The organism is Nonomuraea sediminis, from assembly GCF_018531495.1.
Lineage (GTDB): Bacteria > Actinomycetota > Actinomycetes > Streptosporangiales > Streptosporangiaceae > Nonomuraea > Nonomuraea sediminis.
The window spans coordinates 99,383-115,626 of the sequence record NZ_JAHDTI010000022.1 but is presented as its reverse complement, the minus strand read 5'-3'; the positions used below and the strand labels follow the sequence as shown (position 1 = coordinate 115,626).

The window sequence follows — 16,244 nt, the reverse complement described above, 5'->3', positions numbered from 1 at the left end:
AGGCCTCGGGGTGTGGCGCCTTCGTTCCTTTGTGAACCCCTTCACAAACTTGTCGGGCCGCAGTCTAGCGCTTTTCCAGGACAAAGTGGCAGCCGGGGTCGGGCTCCAGGCACAGATAAGGCCCCCCGTATCGGACGGAGGACCTGGCACCACTGACTCAAACTTCGAACTCGCTGTTACGAACCCCTGCAAGGAAGGCTCGCCACTCACCCGTGGTGAAGCTCAGCATGGGCCCACCCGGATTCTTGGAGTCCCGAATCAGAATCTCGCCCGAGGCCGCCCTGGCAAACTCCACGCACTCGCCCGCGCCCTGGCTGAAGCTGCTCTTGCGCCATCCGTCCGAGGTCGCGGCGGGTCCAGGCATGGTTCCCCTTCAAGGTGCTGCGCGGTTCGAGGATGGAATCCTCGCACTGTCGGCTTGAATTGCCCAGCACAGAACGATCACGAGAAAGATCACGCCATGCGATCTGGACACTACTGAGTGTAACCTATGATCGCCTACTCGGCGTCGAGCGCCGAGAGCTCAAATTCGTTGTCGTGCACACCGCCCAGAAAGGCCGCCCATTCCTGGCGGGTGAACACCAGCTTCGGACCCTCGGGGTCACGGGAGTGACGCACCGCAACAGTGCCGTCCTCGAGGCGGGCGACCTCGACGCACTCGCCGGCTCCATTGCTCCTACTGCTCTTTCGCCACCTGATCATGAGCATCCTCATTCGGGGGGAACTCCTAGTGGAATTCCCCGAAAAATCAGGATTGCTACATCCCGGCCAGCGACGCCATGTAGTCCCTGGAGGCGTCGACGTCGAGCGCGGCCTCCGTGAGCAGGTCGAAGACCACGGAGTACTGGTAGGCGTTCTCCGGATCCTCGGTGAGGGTGTAGTGGGGATAGTTCTCGGAGTAGACCACGTCGCTCGACAGCGGACCGAGCACCGGCACCGAGGGAAAGCTCAGCACGATGAAGTTGTTGACGTCGGTGGGATGCGACTGGTCGAGCTTGAGGATCTGGATCGAGACGTTCGGCAGTTCGCTCAGCTTGACCAGCTGCCGCAGCTGCTGGGTCATGAGTTCGGAGTCACTGCGGCCGAATCGGCGGCGAAGCACCGACTCATCGAGAACCGCCTCGAAGACGAGCGGATTCTCCCCGGCGATCCTGCGCTGGCGGCGCATCCGCACATCGGTCCGCCGTTCCACCTTGCGCGGCGAGATGATCTCCATTGACTGGTAGTTGTAGCCGATCTGATCGGCATAGGCGCGGGTCTGCAGCAACCCGGGGATCATCACGGCGTGCCAGGTCCTGATCCGCGTCGCGCCCGCCTCGAGGCCGATCAGCTCGAGCACCGTCTCGCCGAGCACGTCGGCGTAGGAGTCCCACCAGCCCTTGGCGCTGTCGGGCTGGACCAGGCCGAGCAGCGAGGCCGCGAGGTCGCCTTCGATCTCGTAGTGCTTGAGCAGTCTGGCGACGTCCCGGGCACTGGGGGCCACCTGCCCGTTCTCCATGCGGGAGATCTTGGAGGTGGACCAGCGCAGGGCCTTGGACACCTGGACGCCGTTCAGCCCCGCATCCTCGCGTAGCCGCCGGAGCTCGGCGGCGAGCTTGCGGCGGCGGAGTGTCGGGCTGCCTTCGGCGATCACCCGTTCTCCTCTCGCGAAACCTGGAGAGTATGCCCACTCCTCGTCGGTGGCAATCCTCGCCGGGAAGAGCATGTTTCGTCCCAGAAAGAGTCCCTCTACTCATCCCTGCGGGAATTGCGCGGGGCCTTTCTCCGGCACATCCTGAGAGTAGCCCGCCACACCCACAGGCAGGCAAGCGATGAAGCCGAGATGAGACATCGGCTCTGAGCAACGATGCCCAGGGTCCGCAGCACCCCACGTCAGCGAACCTGACAGGACATCGGAGCCGCGTATGAACCACACCATGAGGCAGTTGGGAGCTCAGGTCGACGCCAGGATCTGGCGGAGGGACGACGCGTTCGCCCGCAAGCGCGGCTGGCAGGTCGACAGGGGGTCATGGGGCGGGCGGCGCTACCGCGATCCCCGCTTCGACGACCTTCCCGCCCTCCCGCGCGCCGAAGGAGCAGGAGGCGGGTCGGAGCCGCCGAACCGGTTCATCGCCGGGGACGGCTTCCCGCGCAACCATCCACGGATCCCGCGGGCGCGGGATCTCGTCGCGTTCGTCGGGATGCTGTGGCGGTGGCGGATCGAGCTCGCCGTACCGGTGGTCGCGATCGCGCTGGTGGACTGGATCGGGCCGCAGGCCGCCGCGATAGTGGGCGGCACGTCCGCGCTGGCGGGCGCCGCCGTGCCGCCGCTGAAACGGCTGGTGGGGCGGCTGGTCGTGCGGCACAGGTTCCAGGGGCTGTGCCTGCGGACCTCGTTGCGGACGGCGGCGGGCAGGCTGCCGCTGGTCGTCCGGACGAGCGGCACGCGCGAGGGCGTGGTGATGCTGATCTGGCTGCGGTCGGGGATGAGCGTGGAGCTGTTCGAGGACTACATCCCCGAGATCAAGGTCGCCTGCTTCGCCCGGGAGGTGCGGATCTTCCCGCACTACCGCTGGCCGCACCTGCTCACCATGGAGCTCATTCGGGCTTGAAGGCCCGGTGGAGCGCCACGATGCCGAGCGTGAGGTTGCGCCAGGCGACCCGCTCCCAGCCGGCCTCCTGGATCGTGCGGGCGAGCGTCGGCTGGTCGGGCCAGTCCCTGATGGACTCGGCCAGGTAGGCGTAGGAGTCGTCGTTGGAGCCGAACACCTTGGCCACCTGCGGCAGCAGGCGCATCAGGTACTCGCGGTAGACCACGTCGAAGGCCTTCACCGTGACGTGCGAGAACTCCAGGATCACCAGGCGGCCGCCCGGCCTGGTCACCCTGAGCATCTCGCGCAGCGCCTGCCCGATGTCGTGCACGTTGCGCAGCGCCACCGAGATCGTCACCGCGTCGAACGCGTCGTCGGCGAACGGCAACCGCAGCGCGTCACCCGCCACGAACGGGATGCCGGGCCCGGTCAGCGAGTTGCCGCCGTGGCGGACCACCCCCGTCCTCAGCATGCCGAGCGAGAAATCCGAGGCGATCGCCCTGGCGCCGAACTCGGTGAAGCTGTCGGTCGACGTCCCCGTGCCCGCGCCCAGGTCCAGCACCACTTCGCCGGGACCGGCGTCGACCGCGGCGGCCGTCGCCTTGCGCCACAACCGCACCTGACCCAGCGAGATCACGTCATTGACCAGGTCGTACCGCCGGGCCGTGCGATCGAACATCGCGGCGACCTCGTGTGGCTGCTTGTCCAGCTGAGCGCGCGTCATACCCCCAAGCCTAGGGCTATCCACACAATCAACGGAAAGTAGCCGCGTCATTACCGAGAGTCTGCTAGAACTTGGCGGATGTTTGCCCGTGTCACCCTCGCGGCGATCATCGCCCTGGCCCCCGTCGCGCAGCAGCGCGTCGTCTCGGCCGACCCGGTGGACTTCACCCCTCATGTTCTCGACGGCATCGTCAACGCCATCGCGCTGGTCGGCGGCACCGTCGTGGTCGGCGGCTCCTTCACCGAAGTGGCCGACCCCTCGCGGACGACCGTGTTCGACCGCGAGAACCTGTTCGCCTTCGACCTGGCCACCGGCCGGATCCTGACCGGCTTCGAGCCCGACCTCGACGGTCCTGTGTACGGCCTGACCGCCGGCCCCGGTGGCACCGTCTACGTGGGCGGCGACTTCTCCGGCTCGCTGACCCGGCTGAGCCTCACGGACGGCTCCGCCGTACCCGGCTTCGAACCGAGGATCGGCGGCGGGATGGTCACCACGCTCGCCCGGCGCGGTTCGCAGCTGTACGCCGGGGGCGACTTCACGCGGCCGCGCACGGCGCTGGCGCGGCTGGACGCCACGACGGGCGCGGCCGATCCGCGCTTCACGGTGACGCCGGGCGCGCCGCTGACGCCCAGGGCCAAGGTCTACGCGCTGGCGGTGAGCGGCGACCGGCTCGTCGTCGACGGCAGCTTCACCACGCTCGACGGCAGGTCCAGGCCACAGCTCGGCGTGATCGACACGGGCACGGGCAAGGTCGCCGACTGGCGCACGGAGGCCTACGTCCCGACGTGCATGGACACGTTCCCGTCTTACGTGCGCGGGCTGGACCTGTCACCCGACGGGCGCTACTTCGTCGTGGTCAGCACGGGCGGGCCGCGTGGCGGCAATCGGCTGTGCGACAGCGCGGTCAGGTTCGAGACCTATGCCAAGGGTCAGCGGATCGCGCCGACGTGGGTCAACAAGACGGGTGGCGACTCGCTCTACGCGGTCAGCGCCACCGGCGCGGCGGTGTACGTCGGAGGGCACCAGCGCTGGATGAACAATCCGCTCGGCCACGACTCCGCGGGGCCGGGGGCGGTGCCACGGGAGGGCATCGCGGCGATCGACCCGCGGACGGGAAAGGCGCTCGCCTGGAATCCCGGACGCGAGCGAGGCATCGGCGTCAAAGCCTTTTTGGCGTACAGCGGCGGGCTACTGGTAGGTAGCGACACAACGCGACTCGGACGGGAGTACCATGCCCGTCTTGGCATGTTCCCCCTGCCCTAGTGGTCGTTGGGCTTCGGCCGGTCGACCTTGTCGCTGATGCGTCTACTTACGGCGTCTCGCTGCTTGGACAGCAGGACATAGCTGGCTATGCCGCTGATCACGAACGACACCACGATCAGCAGCAGCCAGTTTTGCAGGCCGAGCAGGTAGAGAACACCGAGTGTCACGATCAGCAGACCGATCCGCGACGCGGTGTAAACGAGAACTGGATGCACAGGTCGAGATTACTCGCCGAGGCGTTCGGGGCGCTCTTCGCATCAGGCGCGAGCGCTGCTACTGTTCCCAGTCAGGGAGTTTCGTAAAGAAACACCCACGAGAGCCCCAAAGAGGCTCTATCATATAACAATCGGGCAGTCAGCTGATAACAACCCGTGATCTTTGTAGAAAACCACGGATAAATCAGGCTTCGCTCGACACACTGGTTACCTGTCCGCCCGCTGGCAGGAAGCGGGATGCGAGGGGGAGAGATTGGTGGAGAGTAGCAGCGAGCGTCTGCTGACCCCAGGAGAGGTTGCCGCCCTCTTCCGGGTAGACCCAAAGACGGTTACACGCTGGGCTGCGGCAGGCCGCATCAGCAGTATCCGCACCCCCGGAGGGCATCGGCGGTTCCGCGAGTCGGAAGTGCACGCCCTTCTCCGCGGCGAGGACGTCCTTACGGCCGAGAGGTCGGCAGGCGAGTCCCCGCGCGTGTGACGTTCCACCGGTCGGTGGTCCTCGTTCGGATCACCGGCCTACGTCATGCGTCATCCTGCTGCGCCTTGAATGCCAGGAACTCCCGTTCCAGCTCGTCGTTGTCCGCCTGCCATCGGCGGCGGCGCTCCTCCGCCTCCTCCTCGGTGATCGACTCCGCCAGCCACTGCTCGTAGCCGGGGTCGCCGGGCGCCAGTTCCACGTACGCGTTCCCGAGTAGGCGCCCGTCTTCGCTGGTCAAGCTCTCCGGCACGCGCAGGGTCCCGTCAGCGAGCCGGATCACGTACATGGCTGATCACCTAGATTCCGTAGCGCCGGTTGAAGAACAGCATGACGTTGAGCGCCATCCGTGTGTCACCACCCAGCATGTCGACCAGCGCGGGACGCTGCCGCGAGACGATCGCGGCGAAGGCGTCCGCGAAGAACTCCTTGCGCCCCAGCCCGCCGCCCTGCCGGTGGAAGGCCGAGGCCAGCAGAGGCGTGACCTGCTCGTAGAGTGCCACGAACTCCGGTGTGTCCGAAACCCAGTCGCCGTGGGCCGAGTCGAGGTCGTCGACGGCATGGCCCACCTCGTGCATCATCACGTCCGGCGTGGGCGAGGGACGGTCGCCCACCACGATCTTCCTGTCGCCGTAGGCTCCCGCGCAGATGTCCCACGTAGCCCTCCCAGAGGGCAGTGGGGCGCCGCGCAGGTAGCCCATGTCGTCAAGGTCCGGGACGCCTCCCGCGCCCACGTAGATACCCTCCAGGCCCGCAGCGAGCATGTCCTTCAGCCTGTCAGGCAGCCTGGCCAGGCTCTCCACGGCGCGGACGGCGTCGGCCGAGGGCGGGCCGTAGCGGGCGTCCCACTGGCGGTGCAGGATCCGTTCCAGCTTGCCGCAGTGGCGTAAGCCGTCGCCCCGCGCCGGCGCCTCCGGCCTGTTCGGCTGCGCGCGCGGCGGGACGTCGTCCAGCTCGAAGTCCTGCCAGGTGTACTGCGGGCGGTCCATCACCGAGGCCGACAGCCGCTCGGCGCGGTTCGTCCGCTCGGGCAGCTCGCCGGGCCAGGGCCTGCGCCGCTCGGCAGGCCGCTGTTTGGGGCGCTCGTCCGCCCAGAACGACCGGTCGGCGTCGGCCTGCGCCTCGTTGCGCCGGGAGAAGAGGTACGACCCGCGCCGCCACCAACGACCCCGCCGATGGCGGCCCTTGTCGCTAGAAAACGCCATCGCACCCCTCAGCGCCATCCCGCCCCTGGACCCGTTCCACGGTACGTCGCAGATCTTCAGCAGTCACCCGAAACAGGACATCGGTAAAGCACGATCACGACGCGAATGACTTACAGTTCGGGCATGGCAGGTGTCGTTATCGGCCTGGCTCTGCTGGCCTTCTGGCTGTACTCGCTGTTCGACGTCATCACCACCCCGGAGGACGAGGTCAGGAACGTACCAAAGAGCGTCTGGATCCTGACGGTCGCGCTGGTGCCGCTGCTCGGCGGCATCATCTGGCTCATGCGCGGCCGCCCCCGCGACGTCCGCGAGCCCTGGCCCGTCCCCCCAGTCCGGCCCGTCCCCAAGGGGCCCGACGACGACCCCGACTTCCTCCGCGAACTAGACCGCCGCCTCCGCGACGACGACCACTAACTCTTCTTCTCTCCTTTTCAGGGCCTCTTCTTGTACGGCGAGCCACCAACCGCCCCCCGCCGTACCGGGCTCACATAAGTGCCGGACGACACGCATGACGTACGGGGTTGCTCGCCGCCACGGCGCACGGAACCCCTTTCCCACCCCTGGCGCCCCCACCTCCGCCACGATCCGTGCGCACCCGGCTCAGCCACGATCCGTGTGCACCCGGCTCGGCCACGAGCGTCGGCGGCCGAGTCCCGCGCACGGTCCTTGATGCCCTCGTCGCGCCCACCGTCTCTGGGCACCTGAGTCCGCAACGGGTCCCCTGAGCGCCGGGGCGGCGGGGAGGTGTGCGGTGGGGGTCGGCGCAGGTGGACGGCGCCCGAGGTGGGAGGTCTCGGGCGGGTTCGGGCGCGACGTCACGGCGAGGTGGCGGCGCCGCTGGAGTGGCGTGGAAATGACGGAGCCCAGCCACGTGCGGCGGGTCGCGGGTGGCTGGGCTTGCCGTAAGAGAGCAGGAAAGGGTCAGGGACTCACATCGGCATAGCTGTGGAGGCCGCTGATGAAGATGTTGACGCCGACCAGGTTGAACAGCAGGCAGGCGAAGGCGATCAGCTGGACGATCGTGGCGGCGCGGCCGCGCCAGCCGGCCGTGACGCGGGCGTGCAGGTAGGCCGCGTAGCCGACCCAGGTGATGAAGGCCCAGACCTCCTTGGGGTCCCAGCCCCAGTAGCGGCCCCACGCCTTGTCCGCCCAGAGGGCGCCGGCGATGACCGCGAAGGTCCAGACGGGGAAGGCCAGCACGATGAGCCGGTGGGCGACGCGCTCCAGGTCGGCCTTGGTGGGCAGGCGCGACAGACCGTCGCCGCGGACCAGGTAGAGGATGCCGCACACGCCCGCCACGATGAACAGCCCGCTGGACAGGATCGCCGCCGTGACGTGGATGGCGACCCAGTAGGAGTTGAGCGCGGGCACGACGGGCCCGGCGGCGGTGTAGAGGAACTTGACGGCGAAGCCGAGGCCGAGCGCCGAGGTGACCATGACGAACGGGCCGAGGAAGCGCACGTTCTGCCGGATCTGGGTACCGAGGAACGCGGTCACGGCGGCGAAGCAGATGGCGACCACGAACTCGTACATGTTGCCCCACGGCCACCGGTCGACCGAGAGGCCGCGGGTGATGATGGCGCTCAGGTTCGCCGCCCAGCCGAGCCAGCCCAGTGCCAGGGCGATGCGCCCGGCGGCGGGCGCCCACCTCGGCGGTTCCGGCCCGGTCACGACGTTCTCGGAGTCGTCGGATGCGGGAACCCCCGAAGCACCGACCGGCACGGGCACGCGAGCCGGCTTGCGCGCGGACTCCGCCCTGGCCCGCCCGAAGGCCAACTCGAGGGCGAACGCGATCATGGCGAACAGATAGAGCAGGACGGCGGCGACCACGAGGAGGTCGCTGATCCTGGCGAGTTGGTCAGCGGGCATCCTTGTCTCCTGCTGATAGGACGTTGACGATGTCGGCGAACTCCTCAGCGAAGCCCGCCGCGGAGCCCTCGGTGCGGGTCAGGCCGCCCGCCTCCGCCTTGCCGTCACGCACGCGCACGAAGACTCGGCGGCGGCGGATCATGAGCGACAGGGCGATGGAGACCGTGGCGAGGGCGGCGGCCAGGAGCGCGGGGATGCGCCCCGGATCGTAGGTGACCTGGAGCGTCATCCACTCCTTGACCCCGGTGAACTCCAGCGTGCCGGCGCCGCCGGGCAGGGGCAGCTTGTCCCCCACCGACAGCGGCTTGGGCACGTCCTTGCCCATCACCAGCGGCTTCATCTTGCGCAGGACGTCGGGCGGGGCCAGCTCGTAGACCGACTGCGGCTTGCCGGAACGCACGCCCAGGTCACCGGAGAAGGCCCCCAGGACCTGCACGCCCGGCTGGAGCTCGCCGGGGAAGGCCGAGGCGTAGGTGCCGTCGGTCAGCGGTACGGCGGTGGGCAGGAAGCGCAGCAGGAATCCCAGCTGCTGGGGCTGCGCGTCCGGCGCCTTGACCACGCATCCGGACGTGAGCGTGGCCTTGATCTCGATGAGGCACGGCACAGGACCCTCGAAGGCGACCTGGCCCTTGCCGTCGGTGACCTTGAACTCGGGCGCGTAGCCGTGGCCGATCAGGTAGGTCTGGGTGCCGCCGACCTCCAGCGGCTCGTTCACCTTCAGGTCGTAGTCGTGCTCGGGTGCCCCCGGCTTGTCGGTGACCTTCAGGTAGGCGGAGTAGTCGAGCTCCTGCCCCTTCTTCTCCCCCGCGACCTGGTAGGAGGCCTTGAAGTCAGTCAGCGTGAACGAGAACGGCTCCAGCGACTCCGCCGACACCTGCCGGCCCGGCATGAAGCGGTCGTAGGCGGCGACGGTGTTGGCGAAGCCGTCGCCCTCGGCCACGAGCACGTTGCCGCGGTAGCCGTACAGGGAGCCGATGCCGACGGCGACGATCAGGCCGAGCAGGGCGATGTGGAAGAGCAGGTTGCCCGTCTCGCGCAGGTAGCCCTTCTCGCCCGAGACCCAGCCGTCGCCGACCTCGACGCGGAAGCGCAGCTTGCGCAGGCGCTTGGCGGCCTCATCGACCGTCAGATTCCCCGAAATTTCGGCGTAATGGGGTAGGCGTGACAGCTGCCGCGGCGCCGCGGGCGGGCGGCGGCGCAGCTCGCGCAGGTACGTCGCGGTGCGCGGCACGATGCAGCCGACCAGCGAGGTGAACAGCAGCAGGTAGATCGCGGCGAACCAGACGGAGGTGAAGACGTCGAAGAGCTGGAAGCGGTCGTACCACTGGGCCAGCGTCGGATTGTTCTGGTAGAACGTGGCGACCTGGTCGGGCACGACGCTGCGCTGCGGCAGCAGCGAGCCGGGAATGGCGGCCAGCGCGAACAGGAACAGCAGGATCAGCGCCGTCTTCATCGCGGTGAGCGTGCGCCACCCCCACCGCAGCCAGCCCACCAGCCCGATCGGGATCGGCCTGGGTGACTCCTGCGCCTTCTGCAGCTCGTCCACCGTCATCAGATCACCGGCCTGAATCCGCCGATGAATCCCTGGAGTGTGGCGATCATCTCTCCCCACAGGCCGGTCACCAGCAGGATGCCCACGGCGACCATCATGCCGCCGCCGATCCTGGTGATGAGCCGGGAATGCTTGCGTACGACGCGGAAGGTCGCCAGTGCCTTGGTATAGGCCAGCGCCGCCACCACGAACGGCAGCCCGAGCCCGAGCGCGTAGGCCACGGCCAGCAGCGCGCCGCGGGAGGCGCTGCCCTCGTTCAGCCCGAGGCCGAGCACGACGGCCAGCGTGGGCCCGATGCACGGCGTCCAGCCCAGGCCGAACACCACGCCGAGCAGCGGCGCGCCGGCCAGGCCCGCGGCGGGCAGCCGGTGGATGCGCACGTCGCGCATCAGCCCAGGGATCACGCCGAGGAAGGCCAGCCCGAGCACGATGGTCAGCACGCCGAGCACCCGGGTGATGATCTCGGCGTTGCCGAGCAGCACCGAGCCGAGCCCGCCGAACAGCGCGCCGCTGAGCACGAACACGGCCGCGAACCCGGACACGAACAGCACGGTGCCCAGCACGAGCCGCCCGCGCCGCGGATCGGCGCTCATGCCCGTCACGTACGACAGGTAGCCGGGCACCAGCGGCAGCACGCACGGCGACAGGAACGAGACCACCCCGGCCAGCACCGCTATCGGCACGGCGAGCAGCAGCGAGCCCGAGGCGACCACGTCATTCATCGCGGACCTTGGTCACCGTGCTCATCAGGTCGCTGTACTTGACGGCGCCGAGCGCCCTGGCCGCGATCCGGCCCTGCTTGTCGATGATCAGCGTGGACGGGATCGCCGCGGGCGGCACGGTGCCCTGGAAGGACAGCGCGACCTTGCCCGGCTGGTCGAAGATGCTCGGGTATCCGGTCTGCTCGGTGCGCTCGAAGGCCTGCGCGTCGGCCTTGCGGTCCTTGAAGTCGACGCCGAGGAACTCCACCCCGCTGGACTTGGTCTTGGCGGCCACGTCCTTCAGCGTCGGCGCCTCGCCCCGGCACGGCCCGCACCACGACGCCCAGAAGTTGAGCACGACGACCTTGCCCTTGTGCGCGGCCAGCGACGCCGTCGAGCCGTCGAGCGTGGCGCCCTCGACCGCGGGCGCGCTCTTGCGGTCGGCTGCCGCGAAGACCTGCATCGTCCCGTCACCTGCGACGAAGCGGGTGTCGCCGGCCTGCGGCTGGCCACCCTGGTTGCCCGCGCAACCGGCGGCGAGCGCGGCAAGCAGGACGAGAGAGAGGGACGTCGCGCGCACGGAGGATGATCTCCTTGTACTACAACCGGTAGAGCTTGTAACTCTACCGGCGGGATCGCGCGCCTTCGCCATTGGGGCGGCGCCCCGCTTATGCCCCGGGAACGGACGGTCCGCGCGACAGAGACCCCGCCGGCTCGCTGTAGCCGACGCTGACGAGACGCTCGCCGTCGAAGGTGAACGTGGTCAGGCTGGCCAGGCCGCACTGCCTGCGCCGCGGGTCGTGCCAGAGCCGCCTGCCCTCGGCCGCCATCCTGATCGTCCAGATCGGCAGCTGGTGGCTGACCAGGACCGCCTCGTGCCCCCTGGCGGCCGCGCGGGCGTCGTCGATCACGCTGCGCATCCGCCGGACGATGCGCGTGTACGGCTCGCCCCACGACGGGCGCAGCGGGTTCCAGAAGTGGCGGTAGTTGCGGGGGTTGCGCAGGATGCCGAGCCCCTGGCCGACTGTGCGGCCCTGGAGCATGTTGTCGGCCTCGACCAGCCGCTCGTCCGGCTGGATCTCCAGGTTCAGCGTGGTGGCGATGGGCGCCGCGGTCTCACGGGCGCGTTCCAGCGGCGAGCTGTAGAGGGCGACGATGTCGCGATCGGCCACCGCCTTGGCGACCGTCTCCGCCATCAGCTTGCCGGTCTCGGACAGGTGGTATCCGGGCAGCCTGCCGTACAGGACGCCGGCGGGATTGTGCACCTCACCGTGGCGCAGCAGGTGGACGACGGTCGTTTCAGCCATGGTGTGGCACAGCCTAGCTCTTTCGATGGGCCGCATAGGCGGGTGCGGTGTCGCCCGGAAAGTCGCCCGCGGGTAAAGTCGGGGTCGACCGCGCCTAGGGTTCCGAATCCGCGTTTCCGCGGACGCCAGGTCCGAGCGGCGCCCCGGCCTCGACCGCGAGAGCCGTACAGCTGACGGGACAAAAGCCTGGAGGCTCCTGTCCGCCTGTCCGGAAGGAGTCGCCCCGGTGAACCCCTGGGCTCTCGTCCTCATTCTCGTCGCCGCCGTCGCCCACGCCTCGTGGAACCTGCTGAGCAAGAAGGCCTCGCAGGCCGACGGCATCGTCTTCCTCTGGCTGGTGGCCGTGGCCTCCTCCGTGATGTGGGGGCCGGTGTTCGCCGGCTTCCTGCTGATCACCGGGACTCCCGTGACGTGGGGGGAGGTGGCGGTGGTCTGCGGGAGCCTGACGCTGCACCTGGGGTACTTCGTGCTGCTCCAGCGCGGCTACGGCCACGGTGACCTGTCGATGGTCTATCCCGTCGCGCGCGGCACGGGGCCGATGCTGGCCAGCCTGGTCGCGGTCCTGTTCCTGCACGAGCACCCGGGGCCCGCGGGCGTGGCGGGGATCGTGCTGGTCGGGGTGGGCGTGTTCATGATGAGCGGCGGCGGTGGCCGCGACGTCAAGGGGCTGGCGTTCGGGCTGGCCACCGGCGTGTTCATCGCCGGGTACACGGTGTGGGACGCGCATGTGGTCGGGGCGCTGGCCATCCCGCCGATGGTGCTGAACTACCTGGGCGAGGCCGGCCGCGCGCTCACGCTGACCCCGGTCGTGCTCGGCGGGTCCCGGCGGGCGCGGATCGGGGAGATCTGGCGCGAGCACCGCTACAGGGTGCTCGGCGCGGCCGTCCTCATCCCGCTGTCGTACCTGCTGGTGCTGTTCGCCTTCACGATGGCCCCCATCAGCGTGGTGGCGCCGGCGCGGGAGGTCAGCGTGCTGATCGCGGTCGTGCTCGGCGGGCGGCTGCTGGCCGAGGGCGACCTGCGCCGCCGCCTGCTGGCCGCCGGGGTGATCCTCGGCGGCGTGGTGGCCATCGCGCTCAGCTGACCGCCCAGGCGTTCTCCTGGCTACGGCTGGCGTCGGCGAGCGCCTCGACGACGGCCCTGATCGCGGGGCGCCGGGCGGCGTCGGTCCGCCAGATGGCGTAGATGCGCCTGGTCTTGCGCGGCCGGATCGGGATCACCCTGGCCCCCGCGGGCACGTGGTCGCGCCCGAGCCGCGGGATGATCGCGCAGCCGAGCCCGGCGGCGACCAGGGCCAGCTGGGTCGGGTACTCGTCGGCCATGCAGGCGATCTCCGGCTCCAGGTCGGCGCCGCGCAGCGTGAAGACCAGCCAGTCGTGGCAGACCGTGCCGGGCGAGGAGCTGATCCACCGCTCGCCGTGCAGCTGGGCCAGCTCGATCTCCCTGCTGCCGGCCAGCGGGTGGTCGGCGGGCACGATCACGTCGGCCACGTCGTCGAGCAGCACCGACTTCGACAGGCCCTCGGGCATCGCCATCGGCCGGTCCAGCCAGTCCTGCACGATGCCCAGGTCGAGCTCGCCCCTGGCGACCTCGCGCACGACCCGCTCCGGCTCGCGCTCGGTGAGCTGCACCCACAGGTCGGGGTGGTCGCCCCGCAGGGCCGTCAGGGCGGCGGGCATGATGCCGCGGGCCGCAGTGGGGAACGCCGAGACGTTGAGCCGGCCCACGACCTCGCCGCGGTGCGCCTCGAAGTCGGCCTCGGCGGTCTCGACCAGGGCGAGGATCCGCTCGGCGTGCTCGGCGAGCAGGCCCGCCGCGTCCGTCAGCCGGACACCGCGCCCGTTGCGTTCGACGAGCCTGGCGCCCATCTCCCGCTCAAGCTTGGCGATCTGCTGCGAGACGGCCGACGGGGTCACCGTGAGCGCGTCGGCCGCGGCGCCCACGGATCCGTAGACGTGCACGGCGTGCAGTGCCTTGAGGCGATTCAGGTCCAACATGTAAGCCAGTCTAAAGTGTTTAGCGTAGAAAGTCTCGCTTGTGCTGGAATGTGTAGCGATAGAAAATATATGCATGCGAAACGTTAAGGCGATCAAGAAGCAGTCCGACACCACCTCCTACCTGAAGGTCCTCGCCGACCAGGCCCGCGAGCAGCGCAACCGCCGCAAGAAGTGAGACCCCGCCACCTGGCACTGGCCGTCGGCCTGGCGGCGGTGTGGGGCTTCAACTTCGTCGTGATGCAGGCCGGCCTCCGCCACTTCCCGCCCCTGCTCTACGCAGGACTCCGCTTCACCCTGGCCGCGTTCCCCGCGCTGTTGTTCGTGGGACGGCCAGGGGTGGCGTGGCGGTGGGTGTTCGCGGTGGCGGCGACCATCGGAGTCGGCCAGTTCGGCCTGCTCCTGGTGGGCATGCGGGCCGGGATGCCCGCCGGGCTCACCTCTCTCGTCCTGCAGATCCAGGCCCTGTTCACCGTCGTGTTCGCGGTGACGCTCCTGGGTGAGCGCCTCTCGGCCCGCCGCGTCGCCGGTCTGGCCGTCGCGTTCTGCGGGCTGGCCCTCGTGGCCGTCGACTTCACCCTCACCAGCCACGCCGCCGCGCCGGTCGTGGCCTTCGCGCTGTGCGTGGCCGCCGCGGCCGCCTGGGGACTGGGCAACGTCGCCCAGCGCAAGGCGGCGCCGCCCGACTCGCTGCGCTTCATGGTGTGGGTCAGCGCCTTGTCGGCGCCTCCCCTCCTGCTGCTTTCGCTGACGCTCGAGGGCGTCCCCACGCTCGCCACGCTCATCTCGCCCGCCTCGGCGGAGGGCTGGCTGTCGCTGGTGTACGTGGCCTTCATCTCCACGCTGGGCGGCTTCGGCCTCTGGGGCTGGCTGCTGCGCCGCTACGACGCCTCGACCGTGGCGCCCTACACGCTCCTCGTGCCGGTGTTCGGCATGTCCTCGGCCGCGCTGGTCACCGGCGAGCCGATCTCCTGGCTCAAGCTCGGCGCCGCCGTCCTCATCGTCGCGGGCGTCCTGTACACCAACACCCGCGGCCGCAAGGCGGTCCCCCAGCCCGAGCCCGCGCTCAGCCGCTGACTTCGGCGGCCGCCTTGGCCGCGGCGGGCAGCGCGTCGGCGATGCGGTTGAGCGCCTCGTCGTCGTGGCTCGCCGACAGGAACCAGGCCTCGTACGCCGACGGCGGCAGGTAGACGCCCTGGTCCAGCATCGCGTGGAAGAAGGCCGTGAAGGCGGCCGTGTTCTGCGTCCTGGCCTGGTCGAAGTTCGTGACGGGCCCGTCGGTGAAGAAGATCGAGAACAGGCTGCCCGCCGTCTGCAGGCGGTGCGGGACCCCCGCGGCCGACAGCGCCTCCGAGGCGGCGCGGCCGACGGCCGAGGCGGCGGCGTCCACCCGCTCGTAGGCCGGGGCGTCCAGGTTGCGCAGCGTGGCCAGGCCCGCGGCACAGGCCAGCGGGTTACCCGACAGCGTGCCCGCCTGGTAGACCGGGCCGGCGGGGGCCAGGTAGGCCATCACGTCCGCGCGGCCGCCGAAGGCCGCGGCGGGCAGACCGCCGCCCATGACCTTGCCGAAGGTCATCAGGTCGGCGTCCACGGGGTCGAGCCCGTACCAGCCCGCGGAGGACACGCGGAATCCGGTCAGCACCTCGTCGATGATCAGCAGCGCGCCGTTGCGCGCGGTGATGTCCCGCAGGAACTGGTTGAACCCGGGCGCGGGCGGCACCACGCCCATGTTCGCCGGGCACGCCTCGGTGATCACGCAGGCGATCTCGGACGAGGCGAACGCCTCCTCCACCGCCTCGACGGAGTTGTAGGGCAGCACGATCGTGTCGGCCGCCGACGCGCCCGTCACGCCGGGGGTGTCCGGCAGCCCGAACGTCACCACGCCGGAGCCCGCCGAGGCCAGCAGCGCGTCGACGTGGCCGTGGTAGCACCCGGCGAACTTGACGACCTTGGAGCGCCCGGTGAAGCCGCGGGCCAGCCGTACCGCGCTCATCGTGGCCTCGGTGCCCGAGCTGACCAGGCGGAGCCTGTCCACGGGGGCGACCCGGCCGACGATCTCCTCGGCCAGCTCGACCTCTCCCGGTGTGGCCGTGCCGTACGAGAAGCCGTGGGCGACGGCTTCCTCGACCGCGGACACCACCGCGGGGTGGCGGTGGCCCAGGATCATCGGCCCCCACGAGCAGACGAGGTCGACGTAGCGGTTGCCGTCGGCGTCGGTGATGTAGGGGCCCTGCCCGGAGACCATGAAGCGCGGCGTCCCGCCGACCGCCCCGAAGGCCCGCACGGGCGAATTGACCCCGCCCGGCACGACGGCCTGGGCACGCGCGAACAGTTCCTCGGACTTGTCTGTAGGGCTCACGGCCTCAAGC

Annotated in this window: 20 protein-coding genes; 6 read left to right on the top strand and 14 right to left on the bottom strand. The window is 69.7% G+C overall.

The features are described 5' to 3' along the window. Positions 1-157: 157 nt before the first annotated feature. The 3 genes from KIK09_RS53400 to KIK09_RS53390 all read right to left on the bottom strand — a co-directional run bounded on the left by KIK09_RS53400 (position 158) and on the right by KIK09_RS53390 (position 1,633). Positions 158-364: a DUF397 domain-containing protein gene (locus KIK09_RS53400; RefSeq protein WP_214327303.1), complete on the bottom strand. Its 207-nt coding sequence runs from the start codon at positions 362-364 to the stop codon at positions 158-160. 134 nt (positions 365-498) lie between these two features. After that, the gene (locus KIK09_RS53395) at positions 499-702 is read right to left on the bottom strand and encodes a DUF397 domain-containing protein (protein WP_250575274.1); all 204 of its coding nucleotides are present in this window, start codon (positions 700-702) and stop codon (positions 499-501) included. A gap of 55 nt (positions 703-757) precedes the next feature. Continuing rightward, complete coding sequence (locus tag KIK09_RS53390; protein WP_214327301.1) at positions 758-1,633, bottom strand: helix-turn-helix domain-containing protein; 876 nt, start codon at positions 1,631-1,633, stop codon at positions 758-760. Positions 1,634-1,916: 283 nt separating this feature from the next. On the opposite strand from KIK09_RS53390, the gene KIK09_RS53385 reads away from it, so the two are divergent. After that, positions 1,917-2,591: a hypothetical protein gene (locus KIK09_RS53385; RefSeq protein ID WP_214327300.1), complete on the top strand. Its 675-nt coding sequence runs from the start codon at positions 1,917-1,919 to the stop codon at positions 2,589-2,591. On the opposite strand, the gene KIK09_RS53380 is transcribed toward KIK09_RS53385, so the two are convergent. Further along, positions 2,578-3,294 carry a demethylmenaquinone methyltransferase gene (locus KIK09_RS53380; RefSeq protein ID WP_214327299.1) on the bottom strand — a complete coding sequence of 239 codons (717 nt, stop codon included), beginning with the start codon at positions 3,292-3,294 and terminating at the stop codon, positions 2,578-2,580. The genes KIK09_RS53385 and KIK09_RS53380 overlap by 14 nt on opposite strands. A 78-nt stretch (positions 3,295-3,372) precedes the next feature. On the opposite strand from KIK09_RS53380, the gene KIK09_RS53375 reads away from it, so the two are divergent. Next, a complete protein-coding gene (locus KIK09_RS53375; protein ID WP_214327298.1) occupies positions 3,373-4,557 on the top strand; it encodes an NHL repeat-containing protein in 1,185 nt (394 codons plus the stop codon). Here the strand turns inward: KIK09_RS53375 and KIK09_RS53370 are convergent. After that, positions 4,554-4,772: a DUF4229 domain-containing protein gene (locus KIK09_RS53370; protein ID WP_214327297.1), complete on the bottom strand. Its 219-nt coding sequence runs from the start codon at positions 4,770-4,772 to the stop codon at positions 4,554-4,556. The two genes, KIK09_RS53375 and KIK09_RS53370, sit on opposite strands and share 4 nt — an antisense overlap. Positions 4,773-5,028: 256 nt before the next feature. On the opposite strand from KIK09_RS53370, the gene KIK09_RS53365 reads away from it, so the two are divergent. Further along, positions 5,029-5,250, top strand: a complete 222-nt coding sequence (locus KIK09_RS53365) for a BldC family transcriptional regulator (RefSeq protein WP_214327296.1) — start codon at positions 5,029-5,031, stop codon at positions 5,248-5,250. A gap of 43 nt (positions 5,251-5,293) precedes the next feature. Here the strand turns inward: KIK09_RS53365 and KIK09_RS53360 are convergent, their stop codons facing one another. Then, a complete protein-coding gene (locus tag KIK09_RS53360) occupies positions 5,294-5,536 on the bottom strand; it encodes a hypothetical protein (protein WP_214327295.1) in 243 nt (80 codons plus the stop codon). A gap of 10 nt (positions 5,537-5,546) precedes the next feature. Beyond that, positions 5,547-6,452, bottom strand: a complete 906-nt coding sequence (locus KIK09_RS53355) for a hypothetical protein (RefSeq protein ID WP_214327294.1) — start codon at positions 6,450-6,452, stop codon at positions 5,547-5,549. 123 nt (positions 6,453-6,575) lie between these two features. On the opposite strand from KIK09_RS53355, the gene KIK09_RS53350 reads away from it, so the two are divergent. After that, positions 6,576-6,866: a PLD nuclease N-terminal domain-containing protein gene (locus KIK09_RS53350; RefSeq protein ID WP_214327293.1), complete on the top strand. Its 291-nt coding sequence runs from the start codon at positions 6,576-6,578 to the stop codon at positions 6,864-6,866. A gap of 507 nt (positions 6,867-7,373) precedes the next feature. On the opposite strand, the gene ccsB is transcribed toward KIK09_RS53350, so the two are convergent. The 5 genes from ccsB to KIK09_RS53325 all read right to left on the bottom strand — a co-directional run bounded on the left by ccsB (position 7,374) and on the right by KIK09_RS53325 (position 11,881). Then, on the bottom strand, positions 7,374-8,321 hold the full coding sequence (gene ccsB, locus KIK09_RS53345; protein ID WP_214327292.1) for a c-type cytochrome biogenesis protein CcsB: 948 nt from the start codon (positions 8,319-8,321) through the stop codon (positions 7,374-7,376). Next, complete coding sequence (gene resB, locus KIK09_RS53340; RefSeq protein ID WP_214327291.1) at positions 8,311-9,873, bottom strand: cytochrome c biogenesis protein ResB; 1,563 nt, start codon at positions 9,871-9,873, stop codon at positions 8,311-8,313. Before resB ends, ccsB begins: the two co-directional genes overlap by 11 nt. Then, complete coding sequence (locus KIK09_RS53335) at positions 9,873-10,595, bottom strand: cytochrome c biogenesis CcdA family protein (RefSeq protein WP_214327290.1); 723 nt, start codon at positions 10,593-10,595, stop codon at positions 9,873-9,875. Before KIK09_RS53335 ends, resB begins: the two co-directional genes overlap by 1 nt. Continuing rightward, positions 10,588-11,154, bottom strand: a complete 567-nt coding sequence (locus KIK09_RS53330) for a TlpA family protein disulfide reductase (RefSeq protein ID WP_308164838.1) — start codon at positions 11,152-11,154, stop codon at positions 10,588-10,590. The genes KIK09_RS53335 and KIK09_RS53330 overlap by 8 nt, the downstream gene beginning before the upstream one ends. Positions 11,155-11,242: 88 nt before the next feature. Next, positions 11,243-11,881, bottom strand: a complete 639-nt coding sequence (locus KIK09_RS53325; RefSeq protein WP_214327288.1) for a histidine phosphatase family protein — start codon at positions 11,879-11,881, stop codon at positions 11,243-11,245. A gap of 226 nt (positions 11,882-12,107) precedes the next feature. Between KIK09_RS53325 and KIK09_RS53320 the strand changes: the two genes are divergently transcribed. Next, on the top strand, positions 12,108-12,965 hold the full coding sequence (locus tag KIK09_RS53320) for an EamA family transporter (protein ID WP_214327287.1): 858 nt from the start codon (positions 12,108-12,110) through the stop codon (positions 12,963-12,965). On the opposite strand, the gene KIK09_RS53315 is transcribed toward KIK09_RS53320, so the two are convergent. Further along, a complete protein-coding gene (locus KIK09_RS53315) occupies positions 12,958-13,878 on the bottom strand; it encodes a LysR family transcriptional regulator (protein WP_214327286.1) in 921 nt (306 codons plus the stop codon). The two genes, KIK09_RS53320 and KIK09_RS53315, sit on opposite strands and share 8 nt — an antisense overlap. 171 nt (positions 13,879-14,049) lie before the next feature. Between KIK09_RS53315 and KIK09_RS53310 the strand changes: the two genes are divergently transcribed. Then, positions 14,050-14,952, top strand: a complete 903-nt coding sequence (locus KIK09_RS53310) for an EamA family transporter (protein WP_214327285.1) — start codon at positions 14,050-14,052, stop codon at positions 14,950-14,952. On the opposite strand, the gene hemL is transcribed toward KIK09_RS53310, so the two are convergent. After that, positions 14,942-16,234, bottom strand: coding sequence for a glutamate-1-semialdehyde 2,1-aminomutase (gene hemL / locus KIK09_RS53305; protein WP_214327284.1), 1,293 nt, complete (start codon positions 16,232-16,234; stop codon positions 14,942-14,944). The two genes, KIK09_RS53310 and hemL, sit on opposite strands and share 11 nt — an antisense overlap. Between the last annotated feature and the right edge of the window lie 10 nt (positions 16,235-16,244).